The sequence below is a fragment of the Mediterranea sp. An20 genome, assembly GCF_002160055.1.
GTDB classification, from domain to species: domain Bacteria; phylum Bacteroidota; class Bacteroidia; order Bacteroidales; family Bacteroidaceae; genus Bacteroides; species Bacteroides avicola.
Window position 1 is genome coordinate 113,518 of the sequence record NZ_NFJV01000002.1, and the last position, 23,674, is coordinate 137,191.

The 23,674-nt window shown below is 49.0% G+C and carries 17 protein-coding genes and 1 pseudogene; 12 read left to right on the forward strand and 6 right to left on the reverse strand.

Annotated elements, in window-relative coordinates; genetic code table 11:
- Positions 1–8: 8 nt before the first annotated feature.
- The 5 genes and pseudogenes from B5F34_RS01870 to B5F34_RS01890 all read right to left on the reverse strand — a co-directional run bounded on the left by B5F34_RS01870 (position 9) and on the right by B5F34_RS01890 (position 9,286).
- Entirely contained in the window at positions 9–3,179 is a 3,171-nt protein-coding gene (locus tag B5F34_RS01870) for a TonB-dependent receptor (RefSeq protein ID WP_087334477.1), read from the reverse strand.
- A 341-nt stretch (positions 3,180–3,520) separates the two neighbouring features.
- Positions 3,521–4,624: an SGNH/GDSL hydrolase family protein gene (locus tag B5F34_RS01875; RefSeq protein WP_087334479.1), complete on the reverse strand. Its 1,104-nt coding sequence runs from the start codon at positions 4,622–4,624 to the stop codon at positions 3,521–3,523.
- A 138-nt stretch (positions 4,625–4,762) separates the two neighbouring features.
- On the reverse strand, positions 4,763–7,213 hold the full coding sequence (locus B5F34_RS01880; protein ID WP_239448751.1) for a PQQ-binding-like beta-propeller repeat protein: 2,451 nt from the start codon (positions 7,211–7,213) through the stop codon (positions 4,763–4,765).
- Between the two features lie 86 nt (positions 7,214–7,299).
- Positions 7,300–8,286 carry a metallophosphoesterase gene (locus B5F34_RS01885; protein ID WP_087334485.1) on the reverse strand — a complete coding sequence of 329 codons (987 nt, stop codon included), beginning with the start codon at positions 8,284–8,286 and terminating at the stop codon, positions 7,300–7,302.
- Positions 8,287–8,323: 37 nt separating this feature from the next.
- Positions 8,324–9,286: pseudogene (locus tag B5F34_RS01890) on the reverse strand (ectonucleotide pyrophosphatase/phosphodiesterase).
- 636 nt (positions 9,287–9,922) lie between these two features.
- Here B5F34_RS01890 and B5F34_RS01895 point away from each other — a divergent pair.
- The 8 genes from B5F34_RS01895 to B5F34_RS01930 all read left to right on the forward strand — a co-directional run bounded on the left by B5F34_RS01895 (position 9,923) and on the right by B5F34_RS01930 (position 18,500).
- On the forward strand, positions 9,923–10,444 hold the full coding sequence (locus B5F34_RS01895; protein WP_087334487.1) for an SPOR domain-containing protein: 522 nt from the start codon (positions 9,923–9,925) through the stop codon (positions 10,442–10,444).
- Positions 10,445–10,685: 241 nt separating this feature from the next.
- Positions 10,686–11,519, forward strand: a complete 834-nt coding sequence (gene cysQ, locus B5F34_RS01900; protein WP_087334489.1) for a 3'(2'),5'-bisphosphate nucleotidase CysQ — start codon at positions 10,686–10,688, stop codon at positions 11,517–11,519.
- Positions 11,520–11,539: 20 nt separating this feature from the next.
- Positions 11,540–13,111, forward strand: coding sequence for an SLC13 family permease (locus B5F34_RS01905; RefSeq protein ID WP_087334492.1), 1,572 nt, complete (start codon positions 11,540–11,542; stop codon positions 13,109–13,111).
- Positions 13,112–13,205: 94 nt separating this feature from the next.
- On the forward strand, positions 13,206–13,808 hold the full coding sequence (cysC, locus tag B5F34_RS01910; RefSeq protein WP_087334495.1) for an adenylyl-sulfate kinase: 603 nt from the start codon (positions 13,206–13,208) through the stop codon (positions 13,806–13,808).
- A 27-nt stretch (positions 13,809–13,835) separates the two neighbouring features.
- Positions 13,836–14,744: a sulfate adenylyltransferase subunit CysD gene (gene cysD, locus B5F34_RS01915; RefSeq protein WP_087334496.1), complete on the forward strand. Its 909-nt coding sequence runs from the start codon at positions 13,836–13,838 to the stop codon at positions 14,742–14,744.
- 30 nt (positions 14,745–14,774) lie between these two features.
- The gene (gene cysN, locus B5F34_RS01920; protein WP_087334680.1) at positions 14,775–16,235 is read left to right on the forward strand and encodes a sulfate adenylyltransferase subunit CysN; all 1,461 of its coding nucleotides are present in this window, start codon (positions 14,775–14,777) and stop codon (positions 16,233–16,235) included.
- 52 nt (positions 16,236–16,287) lie between these two features.
- Positions 16,288–17,394, forward strand: coding sequence for a sulfotransferase (locus B5F34_RS01925; protein WP_087334498.1), 1,107 nt, complete (start codon positions 16,288–16,290; stop codon positions 17,392–17,394).
- Between the two features lie 137 nt (positions 17,395–17,531).
- Complete coding sequence (locus B5F34_RS01930) at positions 17,532–18,500, forward strand: PCMD domain-containing protein (RefSeq protein ID WP_087334500.1); 969 nt, start codon at positions 17,532–17,534, stop codon at positions 18,498–18,500.
- 349 nt (positions 18,501–18,849) lie between these two features.
- On the opposite strand, the gene B5F34_RS01935 is transcribed toward B5F34_RS01930, so the two are convergent.
- Positions 18,850–19,056: a hypothetical protein gene (locus tag B5F34_RS01935; RefSeq protein ID WP_087334502.1), complete on the reverse strand. Its 207-nt coding sequence runs from the start codon at positions 19,054–19,056 to the stop codon at positions 18,850–18,852.
- 120 nt (positions 19,057–19,176) lie between these two features.
- On the opposite strand from B5F34_RS01935, the gene B5F34_RS01940 reads away from it, so the two are divergent.
- From B5F34_RS01940 to B5F34_RS01955, 4 genes are read left to right on the forward strand one after another with little or no spacing between them, the layout of a single operon-like run.
- The gene (locus B5F34_RS01940) at positions 19,177–20,436 is read left to right on the forward strand and encodes a hypothetical protein (RefSeq protein WP_140392932.1); all 1,260 of its coding nucleotides are present in this window, start codon (positions 19,177–19,179) and stop codon (positions 20,434–20,436) included.
- A gap of 19 nt (positions 20,437–20,455) precedes the next feature.
- Positions 20,456–21,418 carry a DUF3869 domain-containing protein gene (locus B5F34_RS01945; RefSeq protein WP_162609270.1) on the forward strand — a complete coding sequence of 321 codons (963 nt, stop codon included), beginning with the start codon at positions 20,456–20,458 and terminating at the stop codon, positions 21,416–21,418.
- Between the two features lie 52 nt (positions 21,419–21,470).
- Entirely contained in the window at positions 21,471–22,220 is a 750-nt protein-coding gene (locus B5F34_RS01950; protein ID WP_087334505.1) for a YjbH domain-containing protein, read from the forward strand.
- Positions 22,221–22,269: 49 nt separating this feature from the next.
- Entirely contained in the window at positions 22,270–23,448 is a 1,179-nt protein-coding gene (locus B5F34_RS01955; RefSeq protein WP_087334507.1) for an OmpA family protein, read from the forward strand.
- Positions 23,449–23,674 lie beyond the last annotated feature (226 nt).

Consider the following 23,674-nt stretch of genomic DNA (forward strand, 5'->3'; position numbering starts at 1 on the left):
AGTTGTTTTTAGAATGTTACATTAAGACCAAAGGAATACGAACGCTGCAGCGGGTACATCTGTCCGCCCAATCCTTCCGGGTCTATGTTGTAGTGTTTGTAAAGTCCGGAGACATAGAACAGGTTGTCGCCAGAGAAGAAAATACGCAGGCGGCTGATGTTCAGCTTGTTTGTCCACTGCGCGGGCAATGTATATCCGAATGTCAGGTTCTTCAGGCGGATATAAGCCGCGTTCTGCATATATTTGGTCTGTGTCAACGCTGCTTCTGCTCCACCTTCGGCTACGTATGCTTTCATGCGGGGGAAGTATCCGTTGGGGTTTTCTTCCGTCCAGTGGTCGTAGTAGTTACCGTAGGTAATGTTGGTCCAAGGCTGCGAATAAATACCCCAGAAGTACAGGTCGCTGCCACCGGGATAATAATCGCGTTTACCTACACCCTGGAAGAACACGCTCAGGTCGAAGCCATTCCAGTCAGCGCTTGCATTCAAACCGAATGTGTAACGCTTGCTGGAGTTACCGATGATGGTACGGTCGCCGGGATCGTCCAATGAATTGTTGCCACTCGTAATCTTTCCATCATTATTCAGGTCTGCAAATTTCAGGTCACCCGGTGCAAGAGGACGGGTCGATAAATAAGAGGCTACGTTGGTCTGGTCGGCATGGCTGTCAATGTCTTCCTGTGAAGTAAAGAAGCCCAGTGTATGGAATCCCCACATCTGGCCGATTTCATAACCTTCATAGTAGCTGCTCAACATTCCGTTCGGGTTATAAAACTTGGTGATGAAGGCGCGGCTGTCTGCCAGGTTGAAGCTGACCGAGTAGTTGAATGGTTTACCGGCTACTTGTTTCTGGTCTTTCCATGTCAGCGTTACTTCCCAACCACGGGTTTTCAGGTCGGCTGCATTTTCGCTCGGAACACTGGTACCCAACACGTTGGGGAGAGGTTGTCCGCTGGTAATCATGTCTTTGGTGCGGCGTACGTAGAAATCGCCCGTTGCCGTCAGTCGGTTATCCAGGAAGTTGACGTCGATACCGATGTTGGAGGTAGATACTTTCTCCCAAGTCAGTGAGGCCGAAACAAGGCCCGGTGCGCTGACATAAACGGGTTGTTTTCCATCAATGAGATACCCTAATTTTCCGGAACCCATGGTGGCCAGATAAGGGTAGTAAGAAGATACGTCCTGGTTGCCCAGCATACCGTATGAATAACGGAGTTTCAGGAAGCTGACCACCGGAAGCAGCGGTTCGAAGAACTTTTCTTTGGACATTACCCATGCGATAGAGCCGGAGGGGCTGAACACGAAACGGTCTTCTTTCGGGAAACGGGAAGAACCGTCATAACGACCGTTGAATTCGAAGAGGTATTTGTCGTCGTAGATGTAGTTGAAACGGGCATAACCACTTCGCAAAGCCAGTGTGGAGATGCTTTCACCTACGTTCATATCGCCTGTTCCAAGGGCTACGGAAGGCAGTGAGGGGCTAATCAACTCACTGCGGCTTAAACTGTTGTATTCATAACGGTATTCTTCCTGGTTGAAACCTACCATGGCATTGATGTAGTGTTTGTCATTGAATGTCTTGGTGAAAGTTCCGTAAATATCGAATGTTACATTTTTCTGGTCGGACATTGCATTGGCTGCACTGGTCGTTTCGTTGTAATACAAGGGTTCTAATTCCGGACCATCATAATAAGGTACGGTCAGGTAGTGCCAGCGGTCGCGGTTCTTGCGGGTGCGGTAAGAGAAGTTGCCCTGCACAAAGAATACATCTTTAATAATGTCTACCCGTGTGCTGAATTGAGTTTGGATATTGGCTCCCTGCTCCTTGGCACGTCCGCCTTCCGATAAAGTTCCCAGCCATTGTGCACCTGCATCTGTCCATGTCCCGTCCGGGTTCTTGGGCACATCCATCGGGTTCAGTCGGTTGATACCCCAGTAGTAATCTGAATCCAGAGAGGTAGGGTAGTCATAGTCTGAGAAGATCATCTGTGTATTGTTGCCAATCGTCCACCAGTCTGTGACTTTGAAATCAATTTTGCTGCGCACGGTGTATCGGTTGTATTTATCCGTGCCATACTTGACCATACCATCCTGGAAGGTATAGCCGGCCGATAGGAAGTAGCTGGCGCGTTCGGTCTTGCCCGATACGTCGATGGAGTGTGTGGTGGCAAAACCGATATTTTTGTAGGCCTCACCGACCCAGTCTGTATGGCCGAAATAGGTATAGCTGCCATCCGGATTCAGGTAATACGGCGACATGCTGGGATCCTCAGATACCTGTTGGGCATAGGCCAATTGTTCCTCATTGTAGAGGTTATACCATGGCGTACTCATTATGTTACGTGTCTGCGCAACGAGATAGGGATCGGTGATAATGTTTTGCTTCTGCGTGAGCTGGCGCATCTGGAAATTGTTGTTGTAGTGGATAACCGGCTTTTCGGAAGTACCCATTTTCGTCGTTACCAGAATCACGCCATAGGCAGCACGCGAACCGTAGATGGCACTGGAGGCGGCATCTTTCAATACGGAGATTTGCGCAATGTCGTTGGGATTCAGTGTATTCAGCGTGGAATTGTCTGAAACTACACCGTCAATGACAATCAGCGGGCTACCTCCATTCAGTGATGTGGTACCGCGGATGTTGTAAGAAGGCGAGTCCGTAGCCTGACCGCTGCCGATGGTGATGTTCAAGTTGGCTACCGTACCTTGCAGGGCCTGACCGAGGTTCACTACGGGGCGGTCTTCGATCTGCTGGGTGTTGACTGTAGATACCGAACCGGAGAGGTTTACCTTTTTCTGCACACCGTAACCTACCACTACTACTTCGTCCAACATTTCGGTGTCTTCTGTCAGCACAATATTCAGTGTCTGTCCATTCCAAGTCACCTGCTGGGTCTTGTAACCGATGTAGGAAATCTCAAGGGTGGTTCCCTTTTTTACATTTGCGATGTGGAATTTGCCGTCTACGTCTGTGATGGTTCCTTGGTTGCTTCCTTTCACCGCAACGGAGGCACCGATAATGGCCTGTCCGCTGGCGTCACTTACTATGCCGGTGCAGGCATTCTGCTGTTGCACCGACTCAATCTTCTGTACTTTGGCTGTTGTGGCTATGTGGGCAGCGAGTGGTATCGGGGCTCCCATAGCGAGCAGCAACATGCTCATGATTTTTAGGTGTTTCATAATGCAATTAATTTGAGTTTATAATAGATGAATGTAAGAAATCTTTTGCGTATTCAGTGCTTCCTAAGTGTAGAAATACAGGTAGTAGGCATGCTGTATAATGGCTTTTTTAGTTGCAAAAATGAATATTTTTTATGATTGCTACAGTTAAAATTAAACATCGGATTTATCTTATTTCTCTGCTGTTTTTAGCTCTTTCGGGCGCAAATATATGTCTTTCGCTCTGGCTCGGAAATGTTTTTTTATTAATTTTCCATTAAAATATACGGTCTGTTATGATGTAATTTTAATGTAATATTTATTTAACTTTATTGACTTGCTGAGGCTGAAAAAAGCCCCCTTCATTCCCGGAGTCTGACGAGCCCCATTTCCTTTAATTTGCGTTCCACGGCTTCCGCCTGCTGCACCATGCCGTAGTCGGAAGGATGAACGTAGTCAACCCACGAGTCCGGGTGAAGACCGATTTCCTCGTTCGACAGGTAATAGAGGTTTTCCGTGTGCTGTTGCTTCAGGTCCTCATAAGCGGCACGCAGGCCCTTGTTGGGCGTCCGGTAGGCATTGTCCATTCCTACGTTGGTCGGGGCATTGCTATAGCCGGCATGTTCCACCAGCAGGATGGGGGCACTGCTTTTCCCCCTGATTTGTTTTACGGCCTTTACCGCAAGGGATTTCACTTCTTCCGCCGTCCGGTCCTGCAAGTTGGCCATGCAGTCTATCACATACGCCTTGGCGTTTATCTCACAGATGAAATCAATGACCTCCTCTTCCAGTTTGCCATTGCCGGAGAAGCCCAGATTCACTACAGGTACGTCCAACTCGCGGCTGACGATATTGCTCCATGCCATGCCGGGACGCGAAGCACAGGCTCCTTGGGCGATGGAGGTGCCGTAGACTACGATGCAGCGGTCTTTTCTGGCCGGCACGAAGGTCAGTTCTTTTCCTTCTTCAATTCCTATCTCCAGCCATTTTACTCCATTATATAGAGGCAGATACAATTCATACTCCTTTTTTGCCTTGGGAGAGATTTCCTTATCGACGGTATAGGTGTAGCGAATGGTATCTGCGAAGGCATAGCTTCCGTAGCAGATGAGTGACTTCCCGCCGACCTTGGCATACAAATCTACCCCTGATACGCCAGTGGCAGGCATGTGGGGCATGCTGTATCCTCCTGTCACCTGATAGCGCACCTGAATTCTCTTCGAATCTGTCTGGAAACGTACAGATAACCCGGCAGATTCTCTTGACAGGTTCCATACGTCACTTCTGACCTTCTCTTTGGCTCTGGATGGGAGTCGGTTATAGTTGCCTCCATCCTCGTTCCAAGCTTGGTTCTGGATGTAATGCGCTTGTCCATCGTTGTCCTGTGGGTTGAACCATTGGGTCTGTGCCTGAAGGGGGGCTACCCATAATAGGAACAACCACGAAATAGTAATCAGTTTGTGCATAATCTGTTCTTTATTTTAATAACTACTTGATTCTTGCTTCTTGTGATTCTGAGTCTGTCAGTCTATAAGCCCCTTGCCAACCTCTGCTTGCTCCGGCATGAGATGCAGACCACTTACAGACTGATAAACTCAGATTGTTTATTCGTTGGCAGCCTTGAAGGCATACACATTCCCGGCATAGTCTACACCGAAGAACATATTGCCTGAAACGGCTACGGTGGTCAGAATGGGGGCGCCGGTCTGGTGCCGCCACAGCAGAGTGCCATTCCGGCGGTCGACGGCATAGAACACCCCGTCGGATGCGCCAACAATGACCACATCACCCGTAAGCACCGGACTGCATTCAATCTGAGCCGCCTCTTCATTGACATAAGGTGCCGTATATATCAGGGCTTTTCCCGTGCGCAGCTTCCATTTTTCCTCCAGTGTCTCGCGGTCCAGCGCCACCAGTCCTTCCGTGGCTGTTCCGAAGATGATTTCTCCTTTCGTAACCAAAGGAGTAGAGGTGACATCGACGGAATAAGGGAGTTCCTTTCTGGTCAGCACACGTCCCGTCTTTTCCGAGAGGATGAAGAGAGAGTTCAGCGACAGAAAATACATGGCACCGTCGTACATGGCGGGTGAAGAGGCACGGTTGCGAATACCGTTTTCACTCTTTCCCCACAACAGTTTGCCGGTACGGGCATCGTTGGCATACATGGCACTCCATTGCACCCCGCCTATCAGTACCGTCTCGTCCGGACTCAACGAGAGAGTGGCAGTCGTACCTTCACGTTGCGACCACTCCGTGTTCTGCCAGAGCTGTTTGCCGGTGCGGGCATCGAAGGCGGCCAGTCCCTTTCCGGAACCGGCAAAGACTTTGTCCGCAGAAGCGGCCAGTCCGTCATTCAGTCCCGGCACACGGGCCACATCCAGTTTCTTTTCCCAAGCCAGCTTTCCGGTGTGGATGTCCAGCGCGTACAGATAACCGTAAATATCCTGGGCGAAGACCAAATCCTGTGCGATGGCAAGGCTGTTCTTGACCGATGCGCGCAGCGGGTATTTCCAGCGTACACTGCCGTTACGGGTGTCCATGGCCACGATAGCCGCTTTTCCTTGGGCGTTCTCGTCGATGGAGGCAGCGAACACGCTGTTTCCCTGTATTACGGGAGAAGCCATGTAGACGTTGGAGCCTAAGTTGGCCGTCCATGCCAGAGAGAAAGGCAAGGCGAGCGTATCGGGGCTGATGCAAGTGTGTTGGGCATTTCCTCCTAAGTTGTTCCATTCACTGCCGGTTTTCCCGGACAAAGAGTGAGGAGAATACGTGAAGAAAGACTGGCGTATGGCCGTTTCTCCGTCAGCAAAGGCGACTTTGGCTTCCACCGTTATAGTCTTTCCCTCGTAGGCAGCAGGAAGTTTGGCTGTGGCAAACCAGTTGAAGTCGGTCTGCTGCTTCAGTCTGACTTCCGGCCGTATCATTTTACCTTCTGCCCAGAATGTGCAGGTCACGGCGTTTGTTTCCGACACCGTATGGTAAGCATTGACCGAAAGCATCACTTCGCCCTGCTCCGTCACCGGTGCCTGCTCGTTTTGTATGGAAGCGATTTCCACCACCTTGTCCATATAAGTATACCGCAGTTCGGAAGCCAGATTGCCGTTGGCATCCACCCGTATGGAGCGGAAAGCCGATGCGGCATGGTCTATGCCTCCCCGTGCCGGGGTAGAAGTACATATAGCCAACGCGTTGCCATGACGGGTGATGTGGTTGATGTGCACGTGGCCGTAAATCCAAGCCTTCAGATTATGCGCATCCAGGTCGATGGTCATGTTCTCACCGGCTTTGAACACATGCCGGTCTTCGCTGGTCCAATAGTCATGGTTGAAGACCACAATCGGCTTTCCTTCGGGAATCTGTGCCAAGTCGTTCACCAGCCAGTGATAAACATCTTCTTTGGTATAGCCCGGCCGGTAGTCGCCTCCCCACATGGGCGTGACGATGTAGTGTACGTTGCCCGCATCGAATGAGTAGTAGACAGGGCCGTAGATGCTTTCGAAAACTTCTTCTCCGTACTTCCCTTTTACCAGGTCATGGTTGCCGATGCAGTAATACACGGGCACGTCCATATTCTCGGTGTTGAACATGGGCTTGTGGGCTTTCAATCCTTTCTCGTAACAGATGTCCCCCGTATGGATGATGAAGGCTGCATTCTCGTTCAGGGCATACGAGCGTACAGCTGCCACCCACTCTTCCTGTCCGGTAGCGGTCGATATTTCCGTATCCGAGATTTGCACGAAATGATGTGCTCCTCCCCGCCCGATGTGGGCATTGTAGGGGCGAAGGGCGAAATCATAGCTGTCGCGTCCCTGCCCGATGGCGTGATAATGGCGTGTGGTCTTGTAGCCGCTGGGGACTGTGACGAAAAGGAACCGTTCCCGTTCATGTCCGGGCAATTCATACGTTCCGTCCCCCTGTGTCTTCACCACATGGCGTCCGTCGGACACCATGACTCCCTTCAGTGTCTTTTCACCTTTATCGAAGGTTCCGTTGCCGTTGGAGTCTATAAAAACTGTCCCTTTATAGGGAGCAGCAAAGGCTGATAAAACTGCCATGCTGCATAAAAAGAATATGCAATGTCTTTTCATAAATGGAAAGTTGAGAATATCTATAAAGTATTTCTTTACTGTCTGTTGAGCGGTCAATCCTTGAATGTCACCTTTACGTCCTCAATGCTTGACACCAGCGGGAAGACACCTATAGAGTCACCCAGTCCGACTTCTTTGGGAGTAGGAGGCATAAAATTCCCTTTCGTACCCTTCATCTCGGCTCCCTCGCCCGTAAGGGTCACGATGCCATACAGAGCTTTGTCGTACGTAATGGACCGGCTGAGCAGCGAATAACGTTCGTTGATTTCCTGGGGATAACGCTTTTCTGTCATCGACGGCTGCTCTATCCAGACGTAAGAGGCACTGTTGATTTGCACATACGTGATACCGTTTATTTCTTTGGTATAATTGCTATGGTCATGTCCGCTGAAAGCTAACGCCACTTTCTGGAATCCGCTCCGTCTGTTTTCTTCCTCCAGTATGCTGCGCACCTCACTGCCATTGTTCATGGACGTGTCGATGCTTTGGTGCGAGAAGATGATACAGCGTTTGTCGGTCGCGGCGAGGTCTTTCTTCAGCCATTCCATCTGTTCGGGGTCCATGAATGCCCGCATTTTGGAGTCGACATAATAGTTTGCCCTGGCATACGGCTTGTATTCCTTTCCGTCGTACAGGTTGTTCCCGTCTAAAACGATGAAATGGAAGTCACCCTTGTCAAACGAGTAATAGCGGCCCGGCATATTAAGTCCTGCCACATATTCTTCTTTAGTATATCTGTCCAAATCGTGGTTGCCCAGCACATGATATTTCTCTCCCTTGAATTCGTCCCACACTTTCCGGTATGGAATGTCGGTGCTGTCCAGCCGGATGAAGTCGCCCAGCTGTATCAGGAAATCCACGTTCTCGCGATTGGCCGCCTCTACTACCGCCTGCATGCGTTCCAAGCCGTCCGGGATGTCCGGTGCGTGCAGGTCGGAAACAATGGCAAAGCGTACGGGTTGCACATCTTTCTTCGTGCAGGAAAACAGACTCAATGCTGTGAGTAAGATATAAATCTGGTATAAAACAGTTCTTCTCATGATATATATGGATTATAGTTGTGTTATTACGTAACGATTACTCAAATATGGATTCGGGCACTTCTCCCGTCCAGCTTAATGGCTTTTCGATGTTGAACAGCCGCAGGATGACAGCCGCCGTGTTCACCGTATTGTTGGGCTCGGTCAGGGTCAGCCCCTTGGTAATCCCCGGTCCGGCGATGCCCCAAGGCACAATCATCTCTTCCACGCTGACCCCACCGTGCCCGTAGTTGATGCCTCCGTGGTCCGTCAGGAAGAAGAAGTGGGTGTCGTCGAACAGCCCTTCGGCTTTCAGCCTGTCCAGCAGTCGCCCTATCTCCGTATCAGCCTCTTCAATGGACCGGATGTATTCGGGAGACATCCATTTGTATTTATGTCCGGCGTGGTCGGTATGCACCGTATAAAGGAAAACCAGCGTTGGTTCGTTCCTGTGGGCTTTCACGAACGAGAACGCCTTTTCGTAATAAGGCACATAAGCGTCGTCCTCCAGGAAGCAAATATCGTCCAGGTATTTCTTGTTGTACGGATAAATCAGGTTCGGCCAGTTGTAATAGAAAGCCGTCTTCATGTCTGCCTTGTTTTCCTTCAGCACCTTGAATACCGACGGTTAATAGCCATCGGCATCCGTTTCTATAGCCGGAAGTTTGAATTGGTCGATTGTCCATCCGTTGTCTACCACGCCGTGCAACTCAGGTCCGCTGCCGGTAAGGTGGCTGGTCCAGTTGGGTAGGGTGACCGACGGCATCACCACGCGGGTTTCCAGCGAAAGTGAACCTTGCGCCAGCAGACTATCCAGGTTCGGCGTGCGGGCTTGCTTGAAACCTTCCACACAAATTCCGTCCAGAGAGAGCAGGATGACCCGTTTGGCTTCTTTCCTGTTTCTTCCTTTCTTCTTCGGCTTATCGGTCGCCAACAAGGGAGCGACAGGCGTGGAGGCTACCCCTAAGGCAGCAGCGCCCAACAGGCTTTGTTTCAGAAATTTTCTTCTTGAGTTTTCCATACTTTTTCCGTTGCCTAACCCATTGGCAGGATTCATTCAGTGTGCATTTAATCCTGCCAATAGGACTGTTATAGATTTGTTAACCGCTGCAAATTTAGAAATTGCAAAATACCCATGCAATGTATAATATCATTGAAAAGATGTATAATTTCTCTCTTGACATTCTACTTGTCATGTTGGATACGGGTGCCTTGTCGGAGTGATATTTACTTTCCGACGGCTATTTCTATAAGATGGTACTTGGCTGATAATCAGTTTGCTGCTTCTTATATATAACGAGCGTCCTGCTTATCGCCTGGCAGTATGCTCGTTATCGCTTGGCTGTTTCCTGCGAGGACTTGTCGGATTACGGAAACTTTGTGCCTCTGTGTCTTTGTGTTTGATATAAACCAAATCTGATTGATTACTTACAAAGCAAGTGAAAAGCCAATACCGGAAATTCCGGCAGTGTTCGTGTATGGAGTATGTGTAGTCTATATATAATAATGTGTATTTGTCGCTGTTGGTAGAAGGTGCATTTTTTTTGTGCATAATCCTTTGAAGGCTGACAGATTTTCTATTATTTTGTTGTCTGAAACGAATAGAAGGAGGCGGAATGCCTTATCCGAAAGATTATTAACGCAAAAGGAATATAAAATGAAGAAACAGACAATTTTGTTAGGTATCGGAGTGTGCATGACTTTGGCATTCTCTTCTTGCAAGTCGAGTCAAAGTGCGTATAGCAAAGCTTATGAGAAGGCTAAACAACAGGAATTGGCTGAACAGCAGGCAGCCCCGGCTCCGGTGGAAACAACTCCGGTGGTGACAGCTCCTACCGAAGAACCCAAAGTGGTGGAAAGCACTCCGGTGGCTGTGCAGAATGACGATGTGCGTCACGAAAAGGTAACGGTTGTGTCGGGCGACAACGGTCTGCTTGATTACAGCGTAGTGTGCGGCAGTTTCGGTATCAAGGCCAATGCCGAAGGGCTGAAAAGCTTCTTGGAAGCCGAAGGCTATTCGCCGGCTATCGTGTTCAATGCTGATGCCGCCATGTATCGTGTGGTTGTCAGCACTTATGCCGACCGCGCTTCGGCGGCTGCGGCTCGCGATGCCTTCAAGGCCAAATATCCTAACCGCAAAGATTTTCAGGGCTCCTGGTTGCTGTATCGTGTGAAGTGATGAAGGAGTAATCAGGCTGGAAATGTCTGAAAGATTGTAGGAGCCAGATTCCGGGAATGCGGAGAGTATTGCCCGGTATCTGGTTTTTTTATGGCCTTTCAGGTGTCTGCCTTATCTTACATAGGGACAATTATTCCCGAAAAAGAGGATAGGATGAAGTTAAAAGAAGTTATAATTCTGATAATGAAAACTTTTGAAGATAGAAAAGTTTTTATTTTTGCGACTTCATACAATACTGAATATGGAAGAAGCATATATACTTTGCGCGATAGACGCCGCTCTGCAGGCCGGAGCGGAGATTATGGAGGTTTATACTGACCCGAAGTCCGACTTCCAAGTGGAAAGAAAGGCTGACAATTCTCCGCTGACCATTGCTGATAAACGTGCCCATCAGGCCATCAGCCGGTTGCTCCGGCAAGGGAGCCCTTATCCTCTGTTGAGCGAAGAGGGAAAACTTACTCCTTATGAACAGAGAGCTGCGTGGGAAGAACTGTGGATAGTGGACCCCCTGGACGGTACTAAGGAATTCATTAAACGGAACGGAGAGTTTACCGTGAATATCGCCTGGGTGCGCCGGGGTGTTCCGGTTGCAGGGGTCATTTATGTGCCGGTAAAGCAGTGTCTGTATTTTGCCTCCGAAGACTTGGGGGCTTTCAAGATAGAGAACATAACCCGGCTGGATGGCGCTTCGTTGGGCGATTTGACAGCCCGGGCTGTACGCTTGCCGTTGAAAGAACAGCGGGATGAGTTTGTCATTGTGGCCTCACGTTCGCATTCTACCCCGGAAACGGAAGCGTATATAGAACGTATGCGGCAGAAACATGCAACTGTAAGATTGTGTTCCAGTGGAAGTTCACTGAAGATTTGCCTGGTGGCCGAAGGCAAGGCTGATGTATATCCTCGTTTTGCACCTACGATGGAGTGGGACACGGCAGCAGGGCATGCTATCATGCGTGCCGTGGGCGGAGAAATCTGGCAGGCAGGAGGTGAGGGACCGTTGCGCTATAATAAAGGAGATTTGTTGAATCCGTGGTTCATTGTGCTCCCTGCAGAAGCAGGTCGCATGGCCGATTGATATAACATAGATCTGAGGTTATGAGTTTCGAGATAATTTTTGTATTGTTGGGATTGGTCGGAATGCTGGTGGCGCTTATTCTTGACAAGATGCGCCCGGGTATTGTACTGCTGAGTCTGGTGGTGCTGTTCATGGTGGCGGGCATCATCACTCCTCAACAGATGGTGGCCGGTTTCAGCAACCGGGGCATGATTACTGTAGCGTTGCTGTTTCTGGTAAGCGAAGGAATCCGGCAAAGCGGTGCGTTGACGACGGTGGTCAAGAAACTTCTGCCGGAGAAAGGTACGTCGGTCACTAAAGCGCAGCTGCGCATTTTGCCGGTGGTAAGTGCCTTTTCTGCTTTTCTTAATAATACTCCGGTCGTGGTTATTTTTGCTCCTATACTGAAGAACTGGGCAAGAAAAGTCGGTTTGTCTTGCACCAAGTTCCTTATACCTTTGTCCTATGCCACTATTCTGGGCGGTCTGTGTACCCTCATCGGGACATCCACCAACTTGGTGGTGCATGGTATGATGATAGACCGTGGGCTGGGTGGACTGAAAATGTTCGATTTGGCTTTTATCGGCATTCCCATTACGGTAGTGGGACTGTTGTTCATTGTGCTGGCTTCCAAGAAACTGTTGCCGGCCGACCGCTCTGATAATTTCGAGGAGGAAGAGGCAGATGCGGCAGAAGATACCGGGCGCCATATCGTAGAAGTGGTATTGGCCTCGCGCTTTCCGGGGTTGAAACGCAAACTGAAGACTTTCGATTTTAAGCGGCGTTATGGGGCAGAAGTAAAGGAGATACGCCAGAATGGACAAGTGATTACGGAGAACCTGGGTGAGGTCCGGCTGCAGGAAGGTGACACGCTGGTACTGCTGGCCGATGATGCCTTTACCCGCACGTGGGGAGATTCGTCCGTTTTCCTGATGATGACCAATGGGCAGGAAATCCCGGCCAATCCGGTCCCGTCATGGAAGAAGTGGACGGCCTTTTCACTGCTTATTGTCATGATTGTAGGAGCCACTATTGGCGAGTTGCCTTATTTTCAGGAGCACTTCCCCAAAGTGAAGATGGATATGTTTTTCTTTGCAGCCGTAACTGCTGTGGTGATGGCATGGCTTAAGATGTTTCCGCCTAAGAAATATACGAAATACATCAGTTGGGACATCCTTATCACCATAGCCTGTGCTTTTGCCATCAGTTCGGCGATGGAAGAGTCGGGACTGGCGGCACTGATTGCCAATTTTATCAAGAGTGTGGCAGGTTCGCTGGGAGCATGGGGAGCTTTGGCATTGCTTTATATGGTGACGCTTCTTATTACGGAGTTGATTACCAATAATGCTGCCGCAGCGCTTGCTTTCCCGCTGGCTTTGGAGACGGCGGCAAAGTTCGGGGTCGACCCGATGCCTTTTTTTATTGCCATCTGCATCGCCGCATCGGCAGGTTTCGCCACTCCCATCGGCTATCAGACCAACCTGATAGTGCAGGGCGCCGGTAATTATAAGTTTACGGATTTTGTGAAGATAGGTCTTCCTATGGATTTTATTGTGATGATTATTTCCGTAGGGCTGATTCCGCTGATATGGCCGTTTACGAAGATGGTATAGGCTCCTCCCGCCGGGAAGGAAACTCGATGCTGAGGGAGAACCGCCTCCCCAAGTGGGAGCATGGAGGGGCTTGCAACTTTAATTGATTTGTTTTATGGAACACATTTATCCGATATTCGACAAAATGCTGACGAGGGCAGACAAAGAAAGCCTGTTAGGTCAGCGGGGGCTGATGATTTGGTTTACGGGACTGAGCGGCTCGGGCAAGAGCACCATTGCCATTGCTTTGGAGCGTGAATTGCACCGTCGCGGTATCTTGTGCCGTATCCTGGATGGCGACAACATCCGTAGTGGCATCAACAACAATTTGGGATTTACAGAGGCCGACCGCGTGGAAAACATCCGTCGCATTGCCGAGGTGTCCAGGCTGTTTGTAGATACTGGCATTGTGACATTGGCGGCATTCATCAGCCCGAACAATGACATCCGTGAAATGGCCGCCCGCATTATCGGGAAAGACGACTTTGTGGAAGTGTATGTGAGCACGCCTCTGGAAGAGTGTGAAAGGCGTGATGTAAAAGGGCTTTATGCCAAGGCCCGGCGGGGAGAAATCAAGAACTTTACCGGCATTTCGGCTCCTTTTGAGGCTCCTCTGCACCCGTCTCTTACTTTGGATACTTCCGTGCTCAGCGTGGAAGAATCGGTCAATGAACTGCTAACGCTTGTATTGCCGAAAATTCGGCCGGACAGGAAATAGAAATAACCAAAGACTATAGTCTGCAAAATGGAAGAATATAAATTGAGCCACCTGAAAGAACTCGAAGCCGAGTCTATACACATAATCCGCGAGGTGGCCGCGGAATTTGAGAATCCGGTGATGCTCTACAGCATTGGAAAAGACTCGTCGGTGATGGTGCGCCTGGCAGAGAAGGCTTTCTATCCTGGCAAGGTGCCTTTTCCTCTGATGCACATCGATTCAAAGTGGAAATTTAAGGAAATGATTCAGTTCCGTGATGAGTATGCCAAGAAGTATGGCTGGAACCTGATTGTGGAAAGCAACATGGAGGCATTCAAGGCAGGTGTAGGACCTTTTACGCACGGCAGCAAGGTGCATACCGACTTGATGAAAACCCAGGCTTTGCTGCACGCTCTCGATAAGTATAAGTTCGATGCGGCTTTTGGCGGGGCCCGCCGCGACGAAGAAAAGTCGCGTGCCAAGGAACGTATTTTCTCTTTCCGCGACCGCTTCCACCAGTGGGACCCCAAGAACCAGCGCCCGGAACTGTGGGACATTTACAATGCCCGCATACACAAAGGGGAGAGCATCCGTGTGTTTCCGCTGAGCAACTGGACGGAGCTGGACATCTGGCAATATATCCGTCTGGAGAATATTCCTATCGTTCCGCTTTATTTTGCCAAGGAGCGTCCGTGCGTGGAGATTGACGGTAATCTGATTATGCCGGATGACGACCGCCTGCCCGAACAATACCGCGACAAGATTCAGATGAAGAAAATCCGTTTCCGTACCTTGGGTTGCTGGCCGCTGACCGGTGCCGTTGAAAGTGAAGCGGATACCATCGAAAAGATTGTGGAAGAGATGATGACTACCACCAAGAGCGAACGCACCACACGTGTCATCGATTTCGACCAGGATTCCAGCATGGAGCAGAAGAAGCGTGAGGGGTACTTCTAAATGAAGAACGAAGATTTAAGAATGAAGAATATGGAAGACAATAAATTAGATATAAAAGCATTCCTTGACCGGGATGAACAGAAGGATTTGCTCCGCTTCCTGACGGCAGGCAGCGTGGATGACGGCAAGTCTACTTTAATCGGCCGCCTCCTGTTCGATAGCAAGAAGATATACGAGGACCAGTTGGATGCGTTGGAACGCGACAGCAAGCGCGTGGGTAATGCCGGTGATCATATTGATTATGCCCTTTTGCTGGACGGACTGAAAGCCGAGCGCGAGCAGGGCATCACCATTGATGTGGCTTATCGCTATTTCTCGACCAACAAGCGTAAGTTTATCATTGCCGACACACCGGGACACGAGCAATACACACGCAATATGATTACGGGCGGTTCTACGGCCAATCTGGCTGTGATTCTGGTTGATGCCCGTCTGGGAGTTATCACGCAGACCCGCCGTCACACGTTTCTGGTATCTCTGTTGGGCATTAAGCACGTGGTGCTGGCTGTGAACAAGATGGATTTGGTGGACTTTTCTGAAGAACGTTTCAATGAGATTGTGGCAGAATACAGGAGTTTCATTGAGCCGTTGGGAGTATCCGATGTGGTGTGCATCCCGTTGTCGGCACTGGATGGCGATAATGTGGTGCAGAAGTCCGACCGTACGCCTTGGTATCAGGGGCCTGCCTTGCTCGATTTTCTGGAGACGGTGCACATCGGCAACGACCACAACCTGACAGATTTCCGTTTTCCTGTGCAGTACGTGTTACGCCCCAACCTTAATTTCCGGGGATTCTGCGGCAAGGTCGCATCGGGCGTGGTGCACAAAGGCGACGAAGTAGTGGCTTTGCCCTCCGGCAAGAAATCGCATATCAAGAGTATTGTGACTTATGACGGTGAGTTGGATTACGCTTTCCCGCCGCAATCTGTCACGTTGACGCTGGAAGATGAAATTGACGTTTCACGTGGCGAGATGCTGGTGCATCCGGATGCCTTGCCCGTGACAGGACGTAATTTTGAAGCGATGCTGGTGTGGATGGACGAGGAGCCGATGGATTTCAACAAATCGTTTTTTATCAAGCAGACTACACATACAAGCCGCTCGCACGTGGACAGCATCAAATACAAGGTGGATGTAAACACGATGGAGCATTTGTCGTTGGAAAACGGCAAGCTTACCAAAGAATCCCTGCCCATGCAGCTCAACCAGATTGCCCATGTGGTCATAACTACTGCGCAGGAACTCTATTTCGATCCTTACCGGCAGAACAAGGCGACGGGAGCTTTTATCCTGATAGATCCTATCAGCAACAATACAAGTGCAGTGGGAATGATTATCGGCCCGGTACCAGAGGAGGAGATGCATGCCGATGCCGGCCTGCCGGTGCTCGATTTGCCCCGGTTGGGTATTGCTCCCGAACATTATGAGGCTATAGACAAGGCTGTGAAGGAGTTGAACCGTCAGGGACTGGAAATTGTGGTGCGGAAATAAGGAGGCCAAGATAGAATCGAACCGATTGTCAATCGTTAATTGTTAATGGAATATGGGCTTATTAGAATTCAACAAACTACCCATCAATACTTTGGTCGGTGCAGACTGGAAGACTTTCAGGCAGGTGACGCGCGGCCGTGTGGTCGATCCGGCGTATCGGAATAAGTACAGGCTGACGAAGGTTGTCTGCCGCTTGCTTTCTACGCTGGTTTCCCTGCAGGACCGGCGTTATGAAAAATTGCTGGCAGACAAGCCGCTGGAGCATGACCCTCTCTTTATACTGGGGCATTGGCGAAGCGGGACTACTTTTGTGCACAATGTCTTTTCCTGTGATGCCCATTTCGGCTATAATACCACGTACCAGACTGTGTTCCCGCATCTGATGATGTGGGGACAGCCGTTCTTCAAAAAGAACATGAGCTGGCTGATGCCGGACAAGCGTCCTACGGACAACATGGAGCTGGCTGTGGATTTGCCGCAGGAAGAAGAGTTCGCATTGGCCAATATGATGCCGTATACCTATTATAACTTCTGGTTCTTCCCCAAATACCAGCAAGAGTATGCCGACAAATATTTGCTGTTCAATGATATTGAGCCGGACGAGCTGAAGGTGTTTGAAGAAACTTTCATGAAGCTGATAAAGATTTCTTTGTGGAATACCCACGGCACGCAGTTTCTCAGCAAGAACCCTCCGCATACGGGGCGGGTGCGCGAACTGGTCAAGATGTTTCCCAATGCCAAGTTCATCTATCTGGTGCGCAATCCCTATACGGTATTCGAGAGTACCCGGAGCTTTTTTACCAATACCATCCAGCCTTTAAAACTGGAAGACATCACCCCTGAGCAGTTGGAAAGCAACATCCTTTCCATCTATGCGAAGCTTTACCACAAGTACGAGGCCGACAAAGCCTGCATTCCTGCCGGCAATCTGATAGAGGTGAAGTTTGAGGATTTCGAGGCCGATGCCATGGGGATGACCGAGCATATCTATCAGGCTCTTTCGCTGCCCGGTTTCACGGAGTCGAAAGCTGCCATCGAAAAATATGTAGGCGGCAAGAAAGGGTATAAGAAGAATAAGTATAAATACGATGACCGCACCGTGCGTCTGGTGCAGGATAACTGGGGATTTGCCCTGAAGCAGTGGAATTACGAACTCTGACTTCTCATGGAACACAGAGGCACACTGATACACGGAGAGATGCTTTGTGCCTTCGCGCCTCTGCGTTCCATTCCTTTTGTCGCAAAACCATTTTTGTTCTACCATAAAACGAAAGAACTTACAAAGAACTCATGAGTATGCAAGCAAGATTTTATCTCTTAAGCCTTCTCTTCGTCTTCCTGGCGTGCGGACGCCTGGCCGCCCAAGACGATGAAGTCGTGGAGGAAATTCCCTTTGGCAACATGGACCAGTGGATTGACCGCCAGATTCAAGAGTCGGGCATCATTGGTGGAGAAACCAAGCATGTCTATGCCATAGGGCCGACACAAACGCTGAACAGTAATGAAGCCTATCGGAATATGGGAGGTTCGCCTTGGGCCTCGTCTAATGTGATGGCACGGGTGGCAGGCATTACCAAAACCAACACATCGGTTTTCCCCGAAAAACGCGGCGATGGCTATTGTGCCCGCATGGATACGCGCATGGAGAGCGTGAAAGCATTGGGTTTCATCAATATTACGGTATTGGCTGCCGGCTCCGTGTTCTTGGGAGAAATGCATGAACCTATTACCGGCACCAAGAACCCGATGCGGATGCTTGATACTGGCATCCCCTTCACCAAGAAGCCGGAAGCCATTCGCTTTGACTACAAGGTGAAGATGTCCGACCGCCCCAACCGCATACGCGCCACGGGCTTCAGCCGAATCAAAGACGTGGAAGGGAAAGATTATCCGGAAGTCAACCTGTATCTGCAGAAGCGTTGGGAAGACAAAGACGGAAACATCTATGCCAAACGCATCGGAACCATGGTGGTGCGTTATGACAAGACCACAGCCGGCTGGCAGAACAATGCCACTTATACCATTCTTTATGGTGATATAACCAATCATCCGGACTACAACCCCGACATGATGCGCCTGCAGGTGCAGGAACGCTATGCCGTCAACAGCAAGGGGGAAAGCGTGCCCATCAAAGAGGTGGGCTGGGGGACGGCCGATGAGATGCCTACCCACATCCAGCTCCAGTTTACTTCCAGTCATGGCGGCGCATACATCGGTTCGCCGGGCAATTCTTTTTGGATAGACAATGTGAAATTTGTGTATTGACTGCACGCCGCTTCCTGCAAGGAGCGTTGTGGAGTCGCAAAAACAGCCTTCACGCTTTCAACGTCGTGTAACGGTTTGAAATATAGCCGCTTGTGGTGAAAGATAGTGCTTCTGCCTACCTTTCACTGCCGTTTCGTATATCTTTGGTGCCTGTTTCTTATACCTTAGAGGCAGGATTCTTATACCTTGGAAGCGGCCTTCTTATACCTTTCCGGCAAAGGTGTGTGAAAGCAGCGTGAATGTTTTATCTTTCACAGCAACTGACTTATAGTTAACCTGTTGGAATGGCGTGAAAGCGTGAAGGCATGGGTGGGGGAGTTTCCGGTTGGTGCCGGAAGTTTGTCTCCCTTCACGGGGCATCGGGCTTGCTCAAATGCAGGTTTAGCTTGCTCAAATGCAGGTTTGGCTCTCTCAAATGCAGGTTTAGCTTGCTCAAATGCAGGTTTAGCTTTCCCAAATGCAGGTTTGGCTTTCTCATCCGGAACCGGATGACCGTATGTCCTTCTGTGACATTCTGTCGGTCCTTGTTGTCAGGCAGATAGTTCCAATATGACATATTCTTGCCGATTTCCGCGTCAGTCTTTATTTTTTTTTGCTATTTCTTTGGCGTTATAAAAAATGTGCCTATTTTTGCACCGTATTTTGTATCGTTTAGATACAAGAATAAATGAAAAGAATGAGGTATAACAGATACTTAGACATGACAAAGTGCCTAACTGCTAAAACAATAATCCTGCTTGCAGTGTTTTTCTTGCAAGGTGTGGTGATTGCCAAGGCGCAATCCGTGACGGGAGAGAGCACAGTGGATGTTTTGGTAGAGATGGGCTTTGAGAATGTCGGGTGCACGGAAGATGCGGATGAACGTGTGTACGTGTTGCAGAATTCGGCATATCGTTTGCAGGGAGTCGGTATCGGAAAGGCTGTGGATGTTATTCAGAATATGGGCCTGCCGGAAGAAAAGGCTTGCCGCATTATTGTGCTGGATAACAATGTGCCTCAGATTTCTCTTTACTACCAACCTGTGAAAGGGGATACCGCCGCAGTGGCTGAACGTCGCGACTGGAATGTCAGCTATGACTTGGAAGATTCCTGGCAGAAGGTGAGGAGGGTGAAGAGAAAGAATAGTTCTTTGTTCAAGGTTGATATTGTGGTGTATCCGGAGTTTATGTTCCAGAATTTTAAACTCTCGCGGATGTATGACATTGTCCTTAACCTATCTCCTGCCATTGAAATCTCTTTGTGGAAAGGTATGAAAGCTACGGCACAAGTCATTTTCCCGATAGTAAATGATTATGGGGCGCGTTACGAACAGATACGACCCGGTTATGTGACGCTGTCGCAGTCGGTGCGTTTGCCGAAGAATACATTTCTGACGGCAAGCGTCGGCTTTTTTAATAATTTCCGCTGGGGAGTAGACGTTCGTGCCAAACATCATTTTAAAGATGAGCGTTTCTATATAGATGCGCGGTTGGCATACACCGGGCGTGGCTGGTTTGATCACTGGGCTTATTATCACGGCCATAAGTGGACGCTGACCGGGCATGTGGGTGGAAGCTTTTATTGGCCGAAATACAATACCCAGTTCTCCATCAAGGCGGAACGCTTCCTCATGGAAGAATTCGGATTGCGTGGCGAGATGGTCCGTCATTTCCGTTATGCCTCTATCGGGTTCTACGGCTTGAAGGTGTTCGGAAAAGATGATGCGGCAAATAACGGCTTTAATGCAGGTTTCTTGTTTCAGATAGCCTTGCCGCCGTATAAATATAAACGCAAAGGATACATCCCGCGTGTGGTTGGAGGTGATTTTGGCATTCGTTATAATGCAGGAAATGAACTGTATTATGGCAGCGGATTCCGCAACAACTCGAATGACAACACCTTGAGGGAAAATAGTTTTAATCCATATTTTATAAAGAGTGAATTGTTAAATTTTTAATTTTTTTATTGAGATGAAAATGAAAAGTAAGTTGTTTGGTCTCGGCGCTAAAATGGCGCTGGCCTTGTTAGCAGTGGGTATGACAGTTACAAGCTGCTATGATTCTGAGAACGTGGACATTATTCAGCCGGATCAGCCTGTTGCTCCGAAGTATTACATCGCAGGTAACATCACTGATGCAGAAACTGGCGATATTGTTACGAATGCAACAGTGACTATTGATGGTACAGCGGTAACTCTTACCAATGGTGCTTTCAATCAAGAAGTATCGGTTGGTGATGCTGGCGCATCTTTCGTAGTGGCTGTAGTTGCTGATGGTTATCGTGATGTTTCTCGTACTATTTTCTTCCCCGCTATGGGCAATGGTACTGTAACTGTTGGTAATGCAGATTTCGCTTTGGTTGGTGTTACGGCTTCTGATTTGCTGGAAGAAGATCCTTTGCAGGATAATTATCCGGTGAGCGATGAAGAGTATACTCTTCTTAAGACCGAATTGGAGAATGTTCTTCCTGAAAGCGTTGTTCTGACAACTGACGAAGATGGTAATATTGTAGCTACTTATGCAGCTGAAGAGGTAACTAATTCTGCTATTGGTGAAGATTTGGAAATCACAGCTCCTTACTATTCTGGTTTTGCTTCTACGATTTCTCAAGATGCTGATGACATCTTCACAAAAGCTCTTACTGATGGCCGGATTTGGAATGCATCTGCTTCTAATGTTTTGGGCTTGCCTTATGGCCTGACGCTGGGTGAACGCTCTGTTATTCTGCCGGGTCGTCCTGGTTGCTCTATCTCTACTTGGACTTTGACTCAGGTATTTGCTGTTGAACCTCTGTCTTTCGGTGGCGTAGTAGGTACTGTAACTTATCAGTCTAACTGGGTTATCACCTTCTCTTACGAATCTCACGATGGTCACGATTGGCATGACAATCACGGTTCTGTGAACGGTGCCGGTGGTGGTAACAACAACATGGGTTATTAATTTAATCTGACGTTTGTAAGTTATCAAAATAAAAGCATTAAAACGTAGAAGAATGATACGCAAAATCATATTGATTAGTCTGTTCATCTGTTCTCCGTTTGTGCTTTTGGCTCAGTTGACTTATGGTACCACCGGTCTGCTCCATGCGCCTTCGGCAGAGATGCAGCGTGACAAGACGGTGCTGATCGGTGGTAACTTTTTAAACAGGGAGATTACTCCTGCCGGTTGGACCTATCATACGTACAACTACTTCCTGAATGTGACCATCTTCCCGTGGCTGGAAGTGGCTTATACGGCCACCTTGTTTCAATCGCAGCACATCGGGATTGACTGGAAGGTTGGGAAAGGTAAGTTTACGAACCAGGACCGATATTTTTCGTTCCGGTTGCGGCTTTTGAAGGAGGGCCAATTTTGGAAGTATATGCCTGCTGTGGTAGTGGGGACCTCGGACCCTTACACCGAATCGGGCGACGGACAGATTTCATCGACGGACGGTAATGGGTATTTCTGCCGTTTCTATGTGGCGGCAACCAAATTTATCCCGATAGGAAAAGAGCAGATTGGTGTTCACCTCTCTTGGCTTTTCAACCACCGCAATGACTATCCGCTGAACGGACCAGGTGTAGGCATTACGTGGAATCCTTCTTTCCACACTCCATTGAGGCTCATAGCCGAATATGATGCGAAAGATTTCGCTGTGGGTGCCACCTATTTGCTTTTCAACCATTTGCACGCGCAGGTAGAATTGCAAAGAATGAAGTACTTTACCGGCGGCCTTACTTTTGTGATTCATCTGAAGTAAGGAAATGGTCGGAGCAAATAAACAGAAAAAGTTTAAAAACAAAAAAACAATGAAAAGTAAATTAGTAATATTATCTTTAGTGCTGGCAGGTGCAACAATGTCTGCAAATGCCCAGACGAAAGAGAAATACGTCAGCGAGAAAGCTACGGATAACATATTCGTAAGCGTTACCGGCGGCATTTCTATGGTGAATGCGGGTAAGAGCGAAGGCAAGTTTGGAAGTCCTGCTCCCCACATCACGATTTCAGTAGGTAAGTGGTTCAGCCCCGTTTGGGGTATCCGTGGACAAGGTGGTCTGTGGAGAGCCAACTTCGATTCTTTCAATTCTTATGGTACTTTTGTCAACGGTGTTGCTGTTGGTCAGGAAGCCAGCTATCACAAGAATGTAGGTCAGTTGCGTTTGGATGGTATGTTCAATATCTCCAATGCTATCTGGGGTTACAATCCCGATCGTCTGTTCAACCTGTCGGTATTCGCAGGTCCGGGTCTGACGATTGCCAAGACTGCCAATGCGCGCATTGAGACCACTCCCAATTCATGGCAGCGTGTTCCCGCCAATGAATCCAAGGGTAAGGCTTTCATCAACGGTTCTATCGGTTTGCAAGGTAAGTTCAATGTCAGCGAATATGTGGACATCGACGTAGAAGCCCGCGGCGAACTCGCACCTTCTTACTTGGGTTACTTGTCTGCTGCCAACACAGTAGGTGGTCTGTACTTCGGTGCCGGTGTTACTTACACCTTCGGCGGCAAGAAGTTCGTTCCCTATATGTCTAAGGTGGACATCGATGCTCTGAACGAAGAAATCAACAAGTACAGAAGCGAACTCGAACAGGCTCAGACTGACCTGGCCAATACGAAGAACGCTGTAGCTACGGCTGAACCTCAGGTGAAGGAAGTGGTTACTGAAGTACAGGTGGCTGGTCCGCGTGCTATCTTCTTCAAACTCGGTAGCGCTCGTCTGGACGACTATGGCAAGGTTAACATCCAGTTGGCTGCCAAGATCCTGAAGGCTAACCCCGACAAGAAGTACAAGATTGCCGGTTATGCTGATAAGGCTACGGGTAGTGCTTCTATCAACCAGAAGTTGTCTGAAAAGCGTGCTCAGGTGGTTTACGATGCTTTGATTGCTGAAGGCGTTAACAAAGACCAGCTTGAACTCGTAGGCTTCGGTGGTACTGAAAACATGTTTGGCAAGGATATGCTGAACCGTGTGGTTATCCTCGAATAATTTTCTTTAGACTTTATAAACTAAATGAAGAGGGGGATGCTCCGCAAGATGCGGTGCATCCCCTGATTTTTTGCTTGGCCCTTTGTTTGTGGGTGCCATTCTTCTCTTCCGTTCCCTCTTTTCTCTTTTTCCTTATTTTTTCCCTCTTGGCGTTTTATCTTGCTGATAATTAGCGACCGGATTCATGTATATAACGGGCCTGCTGCTTGTTGCTTGGAAGGCCGTT